The 16,874-nt window shown below is 55.5% G+C and carries 10 protein-coding genes; 4 read left to right on the top strand and 6 right to left on the bottom strand.

Annotation, left to right across the window (positions count from 1 at the left end):
• Window positions 1–254: 254 nt before the first annotated feature.
• From PSR63_RS06685 to PSR63_RS06675, 3 genes are all read right to left on the bottom strand, one after another.
• Window positions 255–1,478, bottom strand: a complete 1,224-nt coding sequence (locus PSR63_RS06685) for a hypothetical protein (protein ID WP_274331815.1) — start codon at window positions 1,476–1,478, stop codon at window positions 255–257.
• 306 nt (window positions 1,479–1,784) lie between these two features.
• Window positions 1,785–6,593 (bottom strand): hypothetical protein, encoded by a 4,809-nt coding sequence (locus tag PSR63_RS06680; RefSeq protein WP_274331814.1) that lies wholly within the window; start codon window positions 6,591–6,593, stop codon window positions 1,785–1,787.
• A 248-nt stretch (window positions 6,594–6,841) separates the two neighbouring features.
• Window positions 6,842–8,458, bottom strand: a complete 1,617-nt coding sequence (locus tag PSR63_RS06675) for a methyltransferase regulatory domain-containing protein (protein WP_274331813.1) — start codon at window positions 8,456–8,458, stop codon at window positions 6,842–6,844.
• A gap of 389 nt (window positions 8,459–8,847) precedes the next feature.
• On the opposite strand from PSR63_RS06675, the gene PSR63_RS06670 reads away from it, so the two are divergent.
• Both PSR63_RS06670 and PSR63_RS06665 read left to right on the top strand, forming a co-directional pair.
• A complete protein-coding gene (locus PSR63_RS06670; protein WP_274331812.1) occupies window positions 8,848–11,169 on the top strand; it encodes an FHA domain-containing protein in 2,322 nt (773 codons plus the stop codon).
• Between the two features lie 49 nt (window positions 11,170–11,218).
• Window positions 11,219–12,667 (top strand): type VI secretion system contractile sheath domain-containing protein, encoded by a 1,449-nt coding sequence (locus tag PSR63_RS06665; protein ID WP_274331810.1) that lies wholly within the window; start codon window positions 11,219–11,221, stop codon window positions 12,665–12,667.
• A gap of 153 nt (window positions 12,668–12,820) precedes the next feature.
• On the opposite strand, the gene PSR63_RS06660 is transcribed toward PSR63_RS06665, so the two are convergent.
• Window positions 12,821–13,783, bottom strand: a complete 963-nt coding sequence (locus tag PSR63_RS06660) for a deoxyhypusine synthase family protein (RefSeq protein ID WP_274331809.1) — start codon at window positions 13,781–13,783, stop codon at window positions 12,821–12,823.
• Window positions 13,784–14,013: 230 nt separating this feature from the next.
• On the opposite strand from PSR63_RS06660, the gene PSR63_RS06655 reads away from it, so the two are divergent.
• On the top strand, window positions 14,014–14,490 hold the full coding sequence (locus tag PSR63_RS06655) for a hypothetical protein (protein ID WP_274331808.1): 477 nt from the start codon (window positions 14,014–14,016) through the stop codon (window positions 14,488–14,490).
• Window positions 14,491–14,632: 142 nt separating this feature from the next.
• Window positions 14,633–15,298: a DUF456 domain-containing protein gene (locus PSR63_RS06650; protein WP_274331806.1), complete on the top strand. Its 666-nt coding sequence runs from the start codon at window positions 14,633–14,635 to the stop codon at window positions 15,296–15,298.
• On the opposite strand, the gene PSR63_RS06645 is transcribed toward PSR63_RS06650, so the two are convergent.
• Both PSR63_RS06645 and PSR63_RS06640 read right to left on the bottom strand, forming a co-directional pair.
• On the bottom strand, window positions 15,217–15,609 hold the full coding sequence (locus PSR63_RS06645; RefSeq protein ID WP_274331805.1) for a hypothetical protein: 393 nt from the start codon (window positions 15,607–15,609) through the stop codon (window positions 15,217–15,219). The two genes, PSR63_RS06650 and PSR63_RS06645, sit on opposite strands and share 82 nt — an antisense overlap.
• Before the next feature lie 103 nt (window positions 15,610–15,712).
• Window positions 15,713–16,702, bottom strand: a complete 990-nt coding sequence (locus tag PSR63_RS06640) for a DUF1559 domain-containing protein (protein ID WP_274331803.1) — start codon at window positions 16,700–16,702, stop codon at window positions 15,713–15,715.
• Between the last annotated feature and the right edge of the window lie 172 nt (window positions 16,703–16,874).

Genomic DNA, 16,874 nt, shown 5'->3' with positions numbered 1-16,874 from the left:
TACTCGCCTAGCTCCTATCTATTGCATATGGGAGTCATCGATTCTCGGTCGCACTCGTTCTCTGGCGGTGATTGTAAAACAATCCCAATGCCTTTCCATCGAGGTTACCAGATAAACAGTACCCAGGAGAGCGAGATTCTCTAAAAACATAGACCCAGAACACTGACCTGGGGCGACAAGAAAGCAAAACGCCACGTCTTGGATAGCCAATGACGTGGCGTTTGATGGCATTCTTACTTGCGGAAGCAGATCGTCTAGCGAGCGATCGAGATCGTGCTACCTGGTCGCAGAACTCGCAGAGCCAATCCATCAACTGGGCTGACATGCACGAGGCTCCCGTCGATCTTCATCACCTTCACCTTGCCGTCGATCGTGTGATCACCGCGGCGGCTGTGAATTTGAATGGCCAACACTTCGCCGGCGGCGACTTTGGCTGTCTTAGGCATGTGCATGACGGCCATCTTGGAATGATCCAGGACGAATTCGACCTTCGTGCTCACGACGACAGGTTCTTTCGCGGCTGGCACTTCAGGAACGATGAAGGAGCTTTCTGGCTGATCGTGGACCACCAGTGGAGTCTTCGTCGAAACTTCTTGAGCCGAGACAGTCTTCACTTCCGACTTCTTGACGACCTGGGCAGGAAATTCGCCAGCGAATCCTACGTTGATCGGGGCATAGAAGTTGGTTTCCGGAGCCTTGACCATAGCGGCAGGCAGCGAAACGAACTCTGCGTTTTGCAGCTTCGAGTTCGAGGCTTCCATTGGCGTCGGTGGTGGGATCGGTGGCAGTGGTTCGCCTGCACCTGGAGCCGTTTCGCGACCAGGAACCGGCGGAGTCGGAACCGTCTCACGATTTTCGTCTTCGGTAGGTACCACGCTGATGGGTGGACATGCCGACAGGGCTTGCATAGCGATCGCTCGGACTTCAGCCGAAGGTTCGTGCCAACATCCGTCGGTCTCGCCGTAGGCCATGTCCTGCAGCTTCTCTTGAATCTTTTCGGTGCAGCAGTTATTGCCACATCCGTCGTGGCAGCAGCATTTGCCCACCAATTCCAGAACAGTCTCGGCAGCCGTCTTACGCACTTCTTCGGTGCAGTCGTTCAGGCCAGCCAGCAGAGCGGCTTCCACCTTGCCTTCTTTGTCGTAACAACCGCAACCGATGGTCGCGAGATACTTCAAAGCCTTGATTTTCTGTGGTGCGAGATCTTCTTCGGCCTTGATTTCGGCGGCAGCCTTGATCGCCGGATTAGGCGATTCCAGGTTAGCCGGATCCGCAATACGCTTCAGCGGAGGAGTGCGTTCCCGCTGCGGGTTGTTACCACGACGGTTAACCCAGTTAGCGTTCGCGGCATCAAATGCCTGTGGGATGCCAAGCTTGTTCCAAACCGTGACAGTTGGAGGAGCCGAGTGGATTGCACATCCATTGGCGAACATGGCTACGCACACGAGTAAGGCGTACGGCAGGGATGGCCTGACCATGGTTAACTTCCTGTTGTTTATGACGCAAGTTCAGGGAATGCCTTTGGGAGTGATGAGTTCAAATGCACGGGATCAACGGGCATTAAAATTCCCCCCACATGCACTACCATCGGAGTCCATGTCCCATAAAAACAGTATTCAAGATGCTTGCGCAATGATCTTCCCAGGCTGCGAACTCAACTGAATCCGCAAGGTTTGCCAGGATTGCCGGCTTGATATCCGGAATTGGAGAGGTGAAGAGGCTGGGAAGACTTTCAGGCCTAAGTGAACGCTAGCGATGCGATCATCAAAAACTGATGAAAATCGCTAGTCAAACTTCAGTTTATAAACTGGGGCACGGTCTTTGGCCGGGGTGGCCTGGGCGACCGTCTCCGTCGACTTGATTCCGCCAGAGGATTGCCGACCACTCGATTGAAGCGTGTAGTTTGTGCCTGGCTTAAGCATGTCGCTTTCAAAGACCCACGTCACGCCATCTGGATCGAGTCGCGGTTGAAGGGGCAGTTCCTTAATGCTCGGCTTGTATTTCGGGTCGGTGGCGGCGCGTCCGTTCACGAAGACCACCTGGGCCTTGATGACCATGAGCTGCATCATCCCGTCGTCCATTGGCTCGTCACTCTTGGGGCCTACTCGCACGATCAGGTCGAGTGGAGCGGACTTTAAGTCGGCGCGATTCACCGCGCGAACGCGTAGCTTATGGGTGGTGCCAACATCCCACTTCAACTCGGCCGGGCGAATGTTCAGAACAAACTGGGGATTTCGCAGGAAGGTATCGTTGGGATTCGGCAAGATGTTGCCGACGAGTGGTTCCAGTCTCAATGGCTTGTCGGCAATCGTATCGCCAGGCCCTGGCGATCCGTACTCGAGATACTTAATGCCAGAGTCATTATCTTGCGTAGGGATGGTTACCTTGAGTCCTTCGTTGACGGGAATGGTCAGCGGCGACGGTTGGATATTGATCGTCGGTGGATCTTTGTCGATCACGACCGGGATCCGCAAATCGTTTACTTGTTTGGGACCATTGAAGATCTCGACAACGAAATCGCCGACAAACGTTTCGTACGTCTTGGCACTCAGCCCGGAAGCGACCACATCTTGAAGCGTTGCCGTAATCACCAGCGGGCCTTCTGCCTGGGCGGCGGTCAATTGAGCTGAGAACGAACGGTTCGAGTAAATCGTCTCGGTGAAGTTCAACCGAGCCGATTCAAAACCATTGCCGGATTCAAGCAGCCCCAATTGAATTTTATCGGGATTGATCTCACTAGCGCCGTTGAAGCTATTGGTATCAGTTGAAATCGCCATCATCCAGTCGATGGTTTCGATGTTGGATGGCAGGATGATCGGCAGCCGACTCGAAGGCCATGACGTGGCCATGACATCGACCGTGGGTAGCGGTTTTTCTTCGTCTTCGACATGCGGCAGGTACGAGTCGAGACGCAGGGCTTCAAAACCGGCCGAGGCATCGGCGTCGAGTTTACCGGTATCCAAATTCATGACCGTGCGAAACGCTCGCCGCAATGTCGGCAGCTTCTCTCCGCAAGCCACGTCCACCAGGATCGGACGTTTGACAGGCTTGGTGCCGTCGAGATTAAGAATCGCACCGAGTGTTGCGGTGGCTTCCGGCGAAGCGATCGTACCGAATGCCTGACGCTTGATGAGTTCGGAATCGTCGAAAGTGTCTTCCCACTTCCAATCCCATTCCAAACGAATTGGTACCTTGGCCAGATTATGAGGAAGGCTGGGAAAGCCGAACAGTCGCTGTGCGTCCCAAGTGGCGGTCGGAAGTGAACGGGAACCAGTGATCGGTTGAACGATCATCTCCAAGCGAGAAAGCTTGTCCGCCGGCAAGACCGAAGTCTGGACATCTAAGTAAGACTGCGGCTTGCGAGGGACCCATTCAATCCAGCGCATCCAGCGAACCGGGTTGTTGTTGGCGTCCTTGTTGACCTGGTCGGTGATGACCACCAGCAGTCCATTCGAGATATCGGTCTGTGCAACCTTGCCTGCTTCGCCTGGCTTTCCGTCCGGTCCCGGCGGCCCAGGCGGACCGGTAAATCGTAGCCACTCGCAGCGTTCCGGTTGCACGGCTTCATTCACGATGCGGCCGCGTGCCCTCGTTGCTGGCGGCGGAATCTGATCGTAGGACGTCAGGGTAAGACCACTGGCGACGCCTGTGGGCAGAAAGTCAGTGCCCAAGTTAACCAAGGGACGCTCGTAGGTCGCCACACGCCACGGAGCAATTTCCGCTTCTTGGCTATCGGCCCCGCCAGCGATTGGTTTGCGATGATACTGATCCGAGAAGATACGCCCGGTAGGCATCAAGCTGGTCTCAGGTCGAACGACAGGGTAGATGGCGACATCGACCTTTCGCTCGATCCGCGAACGATTGATAACACCCAAGCGAAATTCCGACTCGCGGTTATCGAACAGGGGGACTTGTACGCGTTGGCCATAGTAGATCCCAGGCCCCGATGCTCCGGTTTGTTGAATAACCAGGTCGATCTGCTCGGCCCAGGGGAGGGATACGTTCAGCGTGCCTGATCGGCTTGACTCGGCTCCTGGAGGAATGAACTTGGCCGGAATCGTAAAGACAATTGGTTCGGTTTGGGCGGCACGGATGTCAGTCATCTTTCGCCGCAATGCGTTCGCTTCGCGGTCAAGCTTGGCCGAGACACTTCCTTGGATTGTGATTGGACCGCTGGCATCAATCGTGTAGTTCAGCGTACCGTTCGCCACATCAAAGCTGCCGTTCTTAAACGAAACGTCTAACGCATTGCGATCATATTCGACGGTGAACACGACTTGCCCAGGCGGGAAGTTCGCTGCTGTCAATTCAAACTCAAAATCGACTTGTTCATCGACTCGATCGAGTTGAAGCGATTGCGTCTCTTTGCCGGGACGGATCGTCAGACGCGGGATCTTTTCCTTCACGGGAAAGCGGAAGGGAAGGGGAGCGACTCTCCCCACAATTTGATTGGTGTCACGCCAATCGAGCGTACGTACGCGAACCTGGTAGCAAACCTGGCTACGATAGTCGGCATCGGATGGCATGTTGGCCTGAATCGTCTCACCGATCGCCACAAATGGAGTTGCCGGGTTTCCAGCCGGCGGGCTGCCTGCCTCGGCGATCTCGAGATACAGACTTCTTAGCTTCTTCATGCTTGCTTCCGAGGCCCGCGGTAGCGCGGCCGTGGACAAGCGTGCCAAGAAGGGCACTGAGTTATCAATATACGTGTAGTCAGGGACCGGTTGCTGCGAGAATTCGCGTAGCGAGTCGGCCATCTTCTTGCGATCGGCCGCCGTGGGCATAGCCGTTCGCAGGTAGCCGAGAAGCCGCAACGCGTCCGCCATCTGCGCATTCAGGTTCGACGACTCTTTATCTCGCGGCACGATCGTCATGTCGGCGTTGGCAAATCGTCGCATTCCCTCGATCTCGCCCACCGAACGGTTAATGACGCTTTCCAGCGTCAGATGTGTTAGTTCAGGCCCGCCGGAGCCGCTGGGAGGAACTTCGAGCATCCCAATCGTGACGTCGCGGATATCTTTCAAAAGCGATTCATAGCCGGCCAAGGTCGAGTCGCTGCCGGTATGCTCGAACATCTGGGTTAGTTCGGGCACGTGATAAACACAGTAGTTCCAACTAAGAACCGCATTGCGGGCCTTGATGCCGTCGTCGGTCAAATCGGCACTGCCGGCGAGTTGATACGGCGTATTGACGAACTTATTCCAGGCTTCAATCAAGTTGTCGGCCGGCGTATCGCTGATGGGCGGAATCGCTTGGACCGCTCGCTGCTCTTGAAGATGCGCCTGAAGAACTTCCAGCGAATTCTTCATCATCGTCAATTTTTCTTCAGGAACGCTACCGGTATCAAACAACAGGCGAAACTGGTAGCCGATCAAGTAACTGTCGAGACGGCGGAAGTATTGTGGAGCGAAGTCGATCGGACTCCAGATCATGTCTCCGCGGCGAGCAGGAGGCTGAGCCAGCTGTTCGCGTAGTTGCCACACTTCATCTAGGGTTGCCCAGCGGGGATCCTTTTCTTCCGCCGACTCGCCATCCTTCTTGTCGCCGTCTTTCTCGGCATCCGGTTTCGGTTCTGGTGGTGGAGTCGGTTCCTTTTCCTTGGTCTCGTCTGACGATTCTTCCTCGTCTCCTTCTTTCTTCTTTTCCTCGAAGTAGCGGCAAACGAACTTGGCAGGGAAGTCCTCTTTGAGAATTCCCTGTCCCCCTTGAAATAGACGCGGTGTCTGGGCGATGACGCCTTCGCCGAGGTGATTCTGAACCCGCACGCAGATGTGATGATACAGCTCATTGAGGTCCAGCGAGTTGTCGCCTGACATATCACTGATACCTTTGCCGGTCAGTGCTTCCTGGACGGCCTGCGAGAAGATCGAGTTTCTTTGGAGCGACAACGAAAGCGACTTCTGGCCATTCTCGTGCGAGGTAATCAGAAACAGATTTGAGTCTTTCCGGCTTCGCATCTCGGTTTCCAAGGCCGAGGTGAAGTTGTTCTCGTACAGATCAATCCGACCGTCGGTCACGATCGTACCGGCATCGAGCAATACCAACTTCAGCGGACAATTGGCCGTTTGGATCCAGTCCAGCACGACATTCAAATCAAGGACGCCGCTGTTTTCCCAATTCGCCAGCGAGTTGCGCAGGAAAGTCGGAGTCGCGACCACCACGTGGGGTGTGCCTTCCACGTCGTACCGCAAAGTATGCGCCTGGATATAGAGGACGCAGGCATCGTTTTGACCGGGGATGTTGCCATTGGCTGCTTGAGCGGCCAACTGATCGATCGGCGGAAATGTTTCTTCCAGGGCGATGCTGCCCATGTGAAACGACCTCGGATCGTGATTTCCCTCTTTGGCAAGTTCTTCCGCGACCGAGCTATGAACCAGCGGTACCGTCGCCCAGAGATCATATTCGATCGGGTTGGCAGCAAAGAAATAGGTCCTTTGCTGGGCAGGGGGAAGCAAAAACCAAATGAGGACGCCAACCAGCATGAGAAACAGCGTCGCCACGAAGAACAGGCGAACCATCCTGTTCATCGGCTTATTGCCTTTGGACGGGCGGTGCTTCCAATCCTGCTTCATGCCGGGAGTCAGCTTGGCCATGATGATTCTCGTGCTACGGCGTTGTTGTCTGATGGCGGTTGATGCGGACCGGTTCTCCTCCAAAAGAAACGATGCCGCAAATAACACTTCCGGTCATTAAATCAAACCCACATAGGGTTGCAAGTCAGCGAATTGCTGCCGGTGGATCGGAAGTGTCGATTTCTCAGCGAAATCGTGATCATCGCAAGAACAAAAAAAGCGGACCACTTTGCAGCGGTCCGCTTCTTGTTTTGGGCAGCTAGGGATGGTTACTGACGAACCAGCAGGGCCGCGCTCGCGATGCGTTTGAGCACTTCGTCGACCGCTTTCCCCATAACGGCATCCATGGAAATGCCTTCTGGCTTTTCACCCTTCTGCTGGATGACCAGTTTCCCTTCGTCGACCAGTCGCTTCAGCTCTTCGACGAGTTGATCTCGCGTCCGCGTGCCGTCCATAAGCGGCACCAAATGCCTAGAAAGGTCGTCGACATTTACCGTCTCGTGTCGGCAGTTGGTCAGGCGATTCGTACTTTCGGCCTGCATTCGCGCGACAGCGGAGGTCTTGGGGAACTCCGGCATGTCGGCGGTATACACCGAAGGATTGTATTGCAGTTCGACAATCCCACTGACGGTCATATGGATCAGATTGGTGGCCAGCGATCGCTTGAGGGCCTCAATCTTGGTGGCATCGGCGATGACGCCATCGACCATCTTGTCCATCGCATTCTGGAATAGATCCTCGAAGGAGACGGCACATGGGAAGGCATCTTTCAGCCTCAATACCGTTTCAATCACCAGCGGGTCTTGCGTGGTCATCGTCTGGCGAGTCACTGGATTGATAAACGTCCGTGGTTCGGCTGGTTGCGGCTCCTTGTCCTTTTCGACCTTTTCTTCCATATTGCCGCTGACATACGCTCCGTCCAGTGATTCGAGCTTGAGTGCTCGCGAGACCGGGGCGTCCTTATGACACAGCAGCGTTTGGCGGAAGGTGCGATTGCGGACAAAGTCGGCATATTGCTCGCGTTGAACAATATCGGGGGCGATTCGCTCGAGGGTTTGAGCAATCTCTTTCGGGAAATTACCGATCCACATCGTCGCGATTTGTGCCTCCCCCAGGTATTGCAAATCGTGATTCTTGGCCCGCTCGATGAACTCGTGGAAGTAAAGCGGCGTGTTGTCTTTCTCGAGATGTTCGTGGAACAAGTAGTTGTCCGACTGGCGACGCAGCAGTTGCAGTTCGCTGTTGAGCAGCATTCCATAGGCACCCTTGTCGGCGGAAACGCTCTTCGCGAGGAACTCCAGCAGGGCTCGCGACTGCTGAATACGTTTCGGGGCATCTTTAAGATTCCGCACATGAAAGTTCATCATGTCGCGGATCATGCCCCGCAGGTGCCAACCGGGATACGTGTTGTAGCTGATGTAGGCGATGCCGTTCTCGTTCAGGTTTTTCTGGCAGATCTCGAAGATCCGTTCCTGGACATCCTCTGGGATCCACGAAAAGACACCGTGGACAATGATATAGTCGAACTTGCCCATCGAGTCATCGATGTCGGTGCAGTCCATGTGCTTGAGTTCGATATTGGTCAGCCCCAGTGCATCGATGTTGAGCTGGCCGCGTTCGATTTGCTTCTTGGAAAGATCAACGCCAACAAATTGGCTTTCTGGCAAAGATTCTGCCATGGGGATGATATTCCCGCCGGCGGCACAGCCGATCTCTAGTACCCGGCAGTTATCGACCGCGGCAGGCTTGATCCCAAAAAGATTACCGACACTTGCCAATCGTTCTGGGTGAGATTGACGAAAGGGGTGGCTGGGGTACGGGACAACGTCGTAGCTGTACTCTTCTTCGGCCAGCGATTGCTGTTGCAGATTATCGGCAGTGCTCATGAGCTCTTTCACGAAGGGGTCAGAAGAATGGGACGAGGTAACAGGGCCCGATTGCCCTTGTTGGGTTAAGATTTCATTCTTCCCTCAAACGCGAAAAGTGTCGTGGGCAAAGTCGCAAAACTCCCCGAATTATTCCGGTTTTCCGGGGTATTCTTGGCGATTGCAGTCATCGGGACAGTTGGGGTAAACCACGGGGTATGCGCGATGTTGTCGAACGAATCGATTGTGACGGCATTGGCCGGTCTTACTTGCACCCTTCTTAGGATGCACTCGCTTTAAGCTTCATTGCATGAAAGCCTTAGGACGTAATTGTTTGACGAGGCACTTAGATACTGATCTAATCGATTGTTGGACTCGTTCCCTCTAAGTTAGGCGCAAGATTTAACATCATGTTGGTTGTCCTTGAGGTGGTTGTCGGCTCGGAGGTCGGACGCCAAATCAAAATTCCGCAAGATCGAACGTGCAAAGTTGGACGCACAAACTACTCGGATGAGGCCTTCACCGACGACGTAATGATGTCGGGACAGCACTTCGAGATTCGGAACGACGGAAAGTATTGCTGGTTACGCGATCTGGATAGTCGTAACGGGACCCGTGTTGATGATGACTTCGTCAAAGAGAGTCTTGTGATCCGTGACGGCCAAAAGGTCTTCGCCGGACGGACCGAGTTCATGGTCAAGATTGAAGGGGGAGCCAAGAGCCCGTACGAGTCGACCAGTATCGGAATGCCTGAACCGGTCCGAAATCGCTCGCTCATGTCGACGACATTCGGCAGTCAGGTTTATCCCGAGGATGATCCTCAGTTCCCAAAGTCGGAGTCCCACGGTCAGCCACAACCACCCGGAGCACCATCGGGACCGCCATTGCCGCCGGGAGCTCCCGGGGCACCTCCCGCAGGCATGCCTCATCAGCCGCCAAGCGGCAACATGGATTTTCCACCGCCTGAGAATTTCCCTCCGCCCGAATTCGCGAAGCCTGATACCGGTACTAATCCGGGGCATCCTCCTGGTTTTCCTCCGGCAGACAGTCCTCCACCGCCAGGACCCTCTTCGCATGGACCTTCGAAGAGTCCGCCGTGGGCACAGCCATCTTCCACGCCGACCACGCCTGGTCAGCCCACTCCAGGGCAAGTAATCCCTGGCCAATTACCTCCCGGCACACCGACGCCCGACCATCCCGATTTCGTTCCGCCTCATAAGCGAGGTGGAGACGAAGGCCCGGTCTTCAAGTTTGCCAAGGGAGGAAGTGGGGCCGCTCCAGCAGGGCCGCCACCAGGAATGCCGCCTGGTTTTCGTCATTCCCCTGGCACTCCTCCGGGAAGTCCACCCGGCAGTCCACCACCAATCGACCCGCGATTCCCTCATGCGGAACCACCTGCCGGCGCGGGGGCACCGCCAAATTTTGAGGCGCCCGAGCAGCCACCGCGGGAAACTCCTCCGAGTTTTACGCCGCCATCGCCAGGTCCCGTGCCGCCAGGGACGCCCCATCTTCCCCCTGGTGCACCGCAAGGTGGCTTTCCCAACTTCGATGAACCATCGGATGCTCCGCAGTTTTCGAGTTTTACTTCGCCTCCCGCTCCCCAAGATGCTGGGCCACCTGAAAACAAGTTTGAGCCTCCCGGCAGTCAGAATGCGCCGCCTTGGCAAGCCCCAGGCGGATTTGGTGAGGGCAAGAATCCCAACCTCGATTTTGGATCGGATGATTTCGGTCCCAATGTTGGTCCCTCGCTTGAATTTGGGGACGAAGGGGATGACGAAGACGAACCGTTGTTTGGACCTCCTTCGTTCGCCGGAGGAAGCGGACCGTCGTTTACCAATCAAATGGGACCCGACGGTGGGAATCCCAACCTGGTAGGGTTCTCTCCCGACGAACCACCGACCAACAAGTTCACTGGTCCTCCGGCCGAGGACTTTCCGAACGTATCCTCGCCGGGGCCAGGCAACCCAGAAAACATCATCGAGCCTCCCGAACCGGGGCCTTCGTCGAATTGGCGGAATCCTGATTACGTTTCCGCGGCTCCGCCACCATCGAAGGAGGGCGAGGGAGATAAAGAGTCGGTTCCCACTTCGCCAGAGTCGGTGCGCGGACTGTGCTTCAAAGAAGAGACGGCCGACTCTGGGTACCCTGTTTATCACAGTATCATCGAAGGTGTGCCCAAGGTTTCGTTTTCTCCGTTCGCACTGATCAGCAGTTTGTCGAAGATCGCCAAGCCCGTCCTTTCGATTCACTTCATGCGAGCCGAAATGCAAATCCCAGAGGAGTTGGAAGGAACACCTCTGCGCGGCGACCTGGATGCCAAGTTCGCAGCGCTCGGTGGTCCCATGCTGTACTGCCCTGAAGACCTCGAACCGTTTCGCGAGATCATCGACGAGCTATGGGGCCTGGATGCGATTAGTTGCATGTTCACCAAGGGAGATCCCCAGGAAGTCGTCCATCATTTCCGGGACGGGCTGTTTGCTCCCAAGCGGGGTGATCTGCCAACCCCGGGACCAGGCCCGCAATTCTTTGCCGTCTTCTCACCGAATCTGTTGACCACCTTTTTGTCGCAGCGTGATCAAGAGACGGTAGACGAACTGCTGGGTAAAGATGTCGTCGGCGTGTTGGCCGAAGTGGCGGACATGCCCGATAGCTGGCAATTATTCACCAAGAAATCGTGGGCCGAGTCACTCAAGAAACTGGGCATGAATCGCGTAGTCGAGCAGCCTCAATAGTTCGGCACCATGTTACAACCTGAAGCAAGGCAATGTCGGGGGAGACAACATGGCGGAAATTCAAGTTGGTGGTTCGCGTTCTCATGCTCCTGAAGTCAACGAGAAAACCCCGTTGCACTTACTGCTAATTGGCAATTTCCGTGGCACCGGCCACGAGGACGATCGGAAGAGCCCCAAGCCGGTCTTTGTCGATCGCGACAATCTGTACGAGTTGCCGGAGAAACTGGGTGTGCGTCTCGACGGCATCCTCGCATCGGCCGATGGCCAAACCGAAGATATCGAGTTCCAAGAGTTCGAGGACTTCGAGCCGGATGAACTGTTCGAGAAGCTGACCCTGTTTGAGAATCTCCGTACGCTTCGCCGTCGCCTGAAAAACCCCAAGCACTTTGAGGCCGCTGCGGCCGAAGTGATGGCATGGGCTCCGAAGCAGGAAGAAGCGGCCCCGGCTACGCCTGAACCAACGCAGGGCGTTTCAGCCGCGGCACCAGGCTCGGAAGATCTCTTCGCGGACGTCCTCTCACAATCGACGGACACCAGCGGTTCGCCTTTGGAAACAGGCAACTGGGGTGCGTTCATCGAAGAGGTTCTTGCCGGCAGCAATATCCAAAAGGTCGATCCGCGGCAGGACGAACTCGTTGCCGTCGTCGATGAGGCGATCCAGGAGACCATGCGTCGTGTGCTGCAAGGGCCGAAGTTTCATGCGTTGGAAATGAACTGGCGAGGGCTGCGGATGATGACCTTCCAGGTCGAAACGCACGCCAAGCTGAAGATCTACATTCTCGACACCACGGCCCAGGCCTTTCGCGAAGCACTGCAGGACGAAAACTGGCAAACCGGCTGGCTGGCCGAATTGATGACGACCCCTTCCAAGACACCCGGGGCCACGCCGTGGGGTGTGGTCGGCTGCCTGTTTCCCTTCGCAGTGAACCAGGACGACTTAATTCTCGCGGCGAAGCTGGGGGACCTTTGCCAGTCGGCCGGAGCTTCCGCAGCAATTGAGCTGCGAGCAACTAAAGAGCAGTGGCTCGACCCTGAGTCCCCCATCCACGAAGCGTGGAACGCCAACCGCATCACGCGGCCCATGTTGAACGTGGCCGGCCTTTGGCCCAGGGTGCAATTGCGGCTACCGTACGGCAAGAAGTATAAGTCGACCGACAGCTTCGACTTCGAAGAGATCTCGAAGCCCGGTGGAAGCCAACTGGCCTGGGGCAGCCCCGTATGGCTGGCATGTACGGCCCTTGCCAACGGCTATAACGAAGCCGGCTGGAGCCAGGACACTTCCGCCGTGTCCCAGTTCAGCGACCTGCCGGTCTACTACGACCCGGCCGAAGACGGCGATGCCCATCCTTGCGGAGAGTGCCTGCTGACTGATGATGAATTGGCCAAACTGATGGAGATCGGCCTGAGCCCGGTGATCTCGTTCAAAAACCAAGACCGCGTCCAGATTCGCGGCCTCCAATCGCTACGCGGTGGCAAGCTACAAGGACCGTGGAAGTAACCGCACGCGGAAGAAGAAGAGACAAACCACGGATTACGCAGATAGTCACGGATAAAAAAAGAGTCGTCAAAGACGACTCTAAAACATCTGTGCTTATCCGTGTAATCCGTGGTTAAAACTCTTTCCGTCTGTTTCTCTCAGACGCTTCGAGTTCTACTGCCCCAGGATGTAGGCGAACATCAACGGAGCCACGATCGAGGCGTCCGAGTTGATCATGAACTTGGGGCTTTCCTTGCTCAGCTTGTACCACGTGATCTTTTCGTTGGGGACCGCACCGCTGTACGAGCCGAACGACGTGGTTGAATCCGAGATCTGGCAGAAGTAGCTCCACAGATTCGCATCCCGCATTTCCAGGTCTTGCAGTACCAGTGGAACGGCACAGATCGCGAAGTCGCCTGCGATACCGCCGCCGATCTGGTAGAACCCGATGCCGTTCTTTTCGTGTTCCAGGTACCACTTCACCAGCTCTTGCATCATGGCGGTACCGGGGTGAATCACGTTGTGCGAGGAAAGGGTCCCGTCGTAAACGCGAGCCGCGAAGATGTTCCCCAGCGTCGAGTCTTCCCAGCCTGGGGTGAAGACAGGGATTCCCTTTTCGTAAGCAGCCAGCACCCAGCTGTTTTCTGGCGGGATCTGGTAGTGCTCTTGCAGCTTGCCATCCTTCAGCAGGCGGAAGAAATAATCGACCGGGAAGTGTTGCTCCCCCTTTTCGTCGGCTTCCTTCCAGTACTCGAGCAAATTGTGCTCGAAGTGGCGAATGACCGTTTCCGGGATACAAGTGTCCGTCACGCGGTTGAAACCACCTTCGCGAAGCTGAAATTCATCTTCCGGGGAAAGGTCGCGGTAGTTCGGGCACAGTTCGTATTCGTCGTGAGCCACCAGGTTGAAGAAGTCTTCCTCGAAGTTGGCCGCGGTGCAGCTGATCGCGTGCACTTTATCCTGACGGATCATTTCGGCCAGCGAAATGCCCAGCTCGGCCGTGCTCATCGCCCCGGCGATGGACATAAACATCTTGCCGCCCCCTTCGACCATCGACTTATACGTCTTGGCCGCTTCCACCATCTCGCGAGCGTTAAAGTGGCGGTAATGCTTTTCCATAAACGCACTGATGCTCATCAACAATCTCCTGACGAAAGACGGGGAAACCCCAGGGCAAACATGGTGGATGTAAGGCGCGAAATTATAACAGGGGGGCAAGCTGTATGTAATTGGGGCTCCTTGCCGGATTGGCAACCTAAAGCACAAATCTCAACGCCGCTGGACGCCCCAGGGATATGATGGGGATAGACAGCTTCTGTTGTCCCAGTCGCGGGGCACTTTTTTTTCCATTTGCCAAATGCAGTTCGATGGGCGACGAACGAATTGGTCTCACCGTGATCATGGTGCTGGGGTACTCGGCTATGGTGCTGATGGCGCCTGTCCGATTGGGACTGCATTCTATTGGCATAGAATCCGACTGGATCAATGTGTTCGTTCTGATCCCACTCACGTTGCTATTCAGTCTGATGCAGACGATCTCAGGTGTCCTGTTCATCGCCAGGGCCTATCGGTTGGAGGGAGACGTGAGTTGGGAGCGACGTTTAGATCACGTACTCAATCATGACTACGGAATTCTCCTGGCCGGCCTGTGGCTGATGGGGCCAAATACACTGCTGATATTCGGATCACTCTGGGGACTTGGCTACGTTTCCAATATGGATGTGTATTTGTTGGGCTTGGTCAGCCTTTTTGTTGTTTACTCGCCTATCAACGTAACTCTGGCCATCACCACCTATGAGTTGATGGCTCGGATTGCGCGATTTTTAAGTCGAGAGAGTTCCTAGCAACTCGCCTTGGCCTGCGGATGACCGATAGCAGCTACGTCTAGAACTTGGCCGATTCTTCGAGATAATACCTCAGACTGAGTTCGCCGCATCGAATAACCAATTCCATGCGTATCTTGGCTTACTCCAGGAATATCCCCTCATGGTTTATGTCGCCGCTGTTTTGTTATTGATGGTCAATGCGTTTGCCTGGCTGACGACTTTCATTACGCTGCCGGGCAACTGGATCTTGCTGCTGTGCACGGTCCTGTATGCCTATTTTCTGCCGGCCGGGTATTTCCCACGCGTCAGCTGGACCGTGGTGATCGTGATTGCCGTGCTGGCCGTGATCGGAGAAATCGTCGAGTTCCTCGCCGGGGCCGCCGGGGCTGCCAAGCAGGGAGGAAGTCGCTGGGGCGTGTTCTTATCGCTGGTCGGGGCGTTTATCGGGAGCCTGGCCGGCGCTATTCTGCTGAGCTTTATTCCCATTCTGGGAACGATGATCGGCGCGCTGTTAGGTGGTGCACTCGGAGCGTTCGGTGGTGCCTGGTTAGGCGAGCATAACACCGAGAAGTCGCATGAAGAGCGAATGGCGATCGGTCAAGGAGCGTTCATCGGACGCATCCTGGGGACGGTTGGCAAATTGATCGTCGGCGTGATCATGCTGGTGTTGGTCACGCTCGATTCGTTTTTTGATCTCAAGACAGAGCCGATTCCCGAGCAGGTTTCGACGGAGGCCGAGGTTAGCTACTTGGTCAACGTAAAGTCGAACGTTGTCGAATCGTCTCCGACATCCGCCGATAGCTCGGTCGAATCGATCGACATGTAGCGCTCCGGTACGTTCTGGACATACCTCATTTCCGGCGGCGACATACCGTCTTTCGACTTCACTTCGATTTCCGTCGGTTCGATCATCACTTGGTAGCTGCCTTGGGGCAACTCGACCGAGTAGCTACCGTCTTCCTCGATGGCTCCCTGGGCGGCTTCTCCTGTTTCGGGGTCCTCGAAGGAAACATACCCGCCATTCATTGGCTTCTTACCAATCGTCACCGTTCCACCAACCGAATACGTCTTGGGTCCAGACTCGCTACAGCCAATAAGAAGGCCGATTGCGAGCAGACATAGGCCATACCTAGCCATATCGCACACTCCGATAAAGTGCCTACAAGATTAAGAAGAGAAACAATAAGAGCGAGAAGTGACGCGCTGCCTCGCGTCACTTCTCAGAGACAAAGCGGCCGAGTTACGGGAACTGAACCGGATTGCCATCGTCTCGATTGGCTAGGTTTTTCACCACCGAAAGTGCTGCGGTTTCAGGAATGAAACGCACGGAAGCATCACTGACGATCACAAGCGCGCCGCCTGGATGGGCCGACTGAACCGGCGTATTACAACGAGGAGCTTTGGCCCAGTTTCCGCCGATTTTTTTCGTATTAATCCCTTGGCGGATGGTGGTCACGTTGTAGCAGCGATCGTCCTCGCCGCCTGATCCCCAAGAGTTGTCGGCACCGGTTGGGCGGGTGTAGTTTTTCGAGCCCATGTACCAACCACTGTTTGGATGAGCGCGGGCATCGAATCGGTTGTTCGTACCGCTTCGGGTGAAACCGGACTGCTCGCCAATGCAGAACGTGTTCGACGTTCCGTCGGTGATATCACGGAACGAAACGCCTAACTGCTGGCGGAAGACGCCGCCGTCGGAAAAGTGGCTGTTGCTCTCGGCCTTACGATCCCGTCGGGAGTGATTATTCGCCCCAGCGACAAACACGTAGTCGATCTGTTGAATCTGGCGGCTGTTCTGGGTTTTGAAGCGAGCCAGAGGACTGGAGGGGCACCAGTACGATTCGACCGACAAACCATTGACTGCGTTACGAATGGGCGCGGCGTTTCCAGAGCCGAGCCAGAAGTTGCGATTGAAGTTATTCGATTTCTGGCTGATCAGATCGTGCAGCGAAGTCTGCTCGATGAATGGCAGCAGAAAGACCCAGCCCGTCGGCCCATGGGCTCCACCTGCCGGATCGCCATCTTCAGGAGCGACCGAGCAAGGAGGCATCTCTCCGAAGGTGTCATGGTAATTATGGAGGCCCAATCCGAGCTGCTTCAGGTTGTTGCTGCAGCTCATTCGCCGGGCTGCTTCTCGGGCTTGCTGTACCGCTGGAAGTAAAAGGGCAATCAGGACGCCAATAATGGCGATCACTACCAACAACTCCACAAGTGTGAATCCGCGCGTTCTCACAACGAAATCTCCCAGATATAGAGAAAAGAAAAGAAAAATCTGGATGGAAAAGACTAGACGAGTGATCTTACGGGATATCAACTTGCATTTTCAACGCGAATTTGCACATTCTGCCGCGGAAGTGCGGGATTCCGCACCGCTAAGTGGCTTCCTATGCCTCGTATTGGCTGAT

The organism is Bremerella sp. P1, assembly GCF_028748185.1.
In the GTDB taxonomy this organism is placed as follows: domain Bacteria; phylum Planctomycetota; class Planctomycetia; order Pirellulales; family Pirellulaceae; genus Bremerella.
The sequence above is the reverse complement of the archived record's forward strand: the minus strand, read 5'-3'. Positions and strand labels throughout refer to the sequence as shown.

What these genes read in the sequence shown, in the direction of transcription:
- PSR63_RS06685 (WP_274331815.1), bottom strand. Translation starts at nt 1,478, where the DNA reads ATGGTCAGGCCATCCCTGCCGTACGCCTTACTCGTGTGCGTAGCCATG.
- PSR63_RS06680 (WP_274331814.1), bottom strand. Translation starts at nt 6,593, where the DNA reads ATGGCCAAGCTGACTCCCGGCATGAAGCAGGATTGGAAGCACCGCCCG.
- PSR63_RS06675 (WP_274331813.1), bottom strand. Translation starts at nt 8,458, where the DNA reads ATGAGCACTGCCGATAATCTGCAACAGCAATCGCTGGCCGAAGAAGAG.
- PSR63_RS06670 (WP_274331812.1), top strand. Translation starts at nt 8,848, where the DNA reads ATGTTGGTTGTCCTTGAGGTGGTTGTCGGCTCGGAGGTCGGACGCCAA.
- PSR63_RS06665 (WP_274331810.1), top strand. Translation starts at nt 11,219, where the DNA reads ATGGCGGAAATTCAAGTTGGTGGTTCGCGTTCTCATGCTCCTGAAGTC.
- PSR63_RS06660 (WP_274331809.1), bottom strand. Translation starts at nt 13,783, where the DNA reads ATGAGCATCAGTGCGTTTATGGAAAAGCATTACCGCCACTTTAACGCT.
- PSR63_RS06655 (WP_274331808.1), top strand. Translation starts at nt 14,014, where the DNA reads ATGGGCGACGAACGAATTGGTCTCACCGTGATCATGGTGCTGGGGTAC.
- PSR63_RS06650 (WP_274331806.1), top strand. Translation starts at nt 14,633, where the DNA reads ATGGTTTATGTCGCCGCTGTTTTGTTATTGATGGTCAATGCGTTTGCC.
- PSR63_RS06645 (WP_274331805.1), bottom strand. Translation starts at nt 15,609, where the DNA reads ATGGCTAGGTATGGCCTATGTCTGCTCGCAATCGGCCTTCTTATTGGC.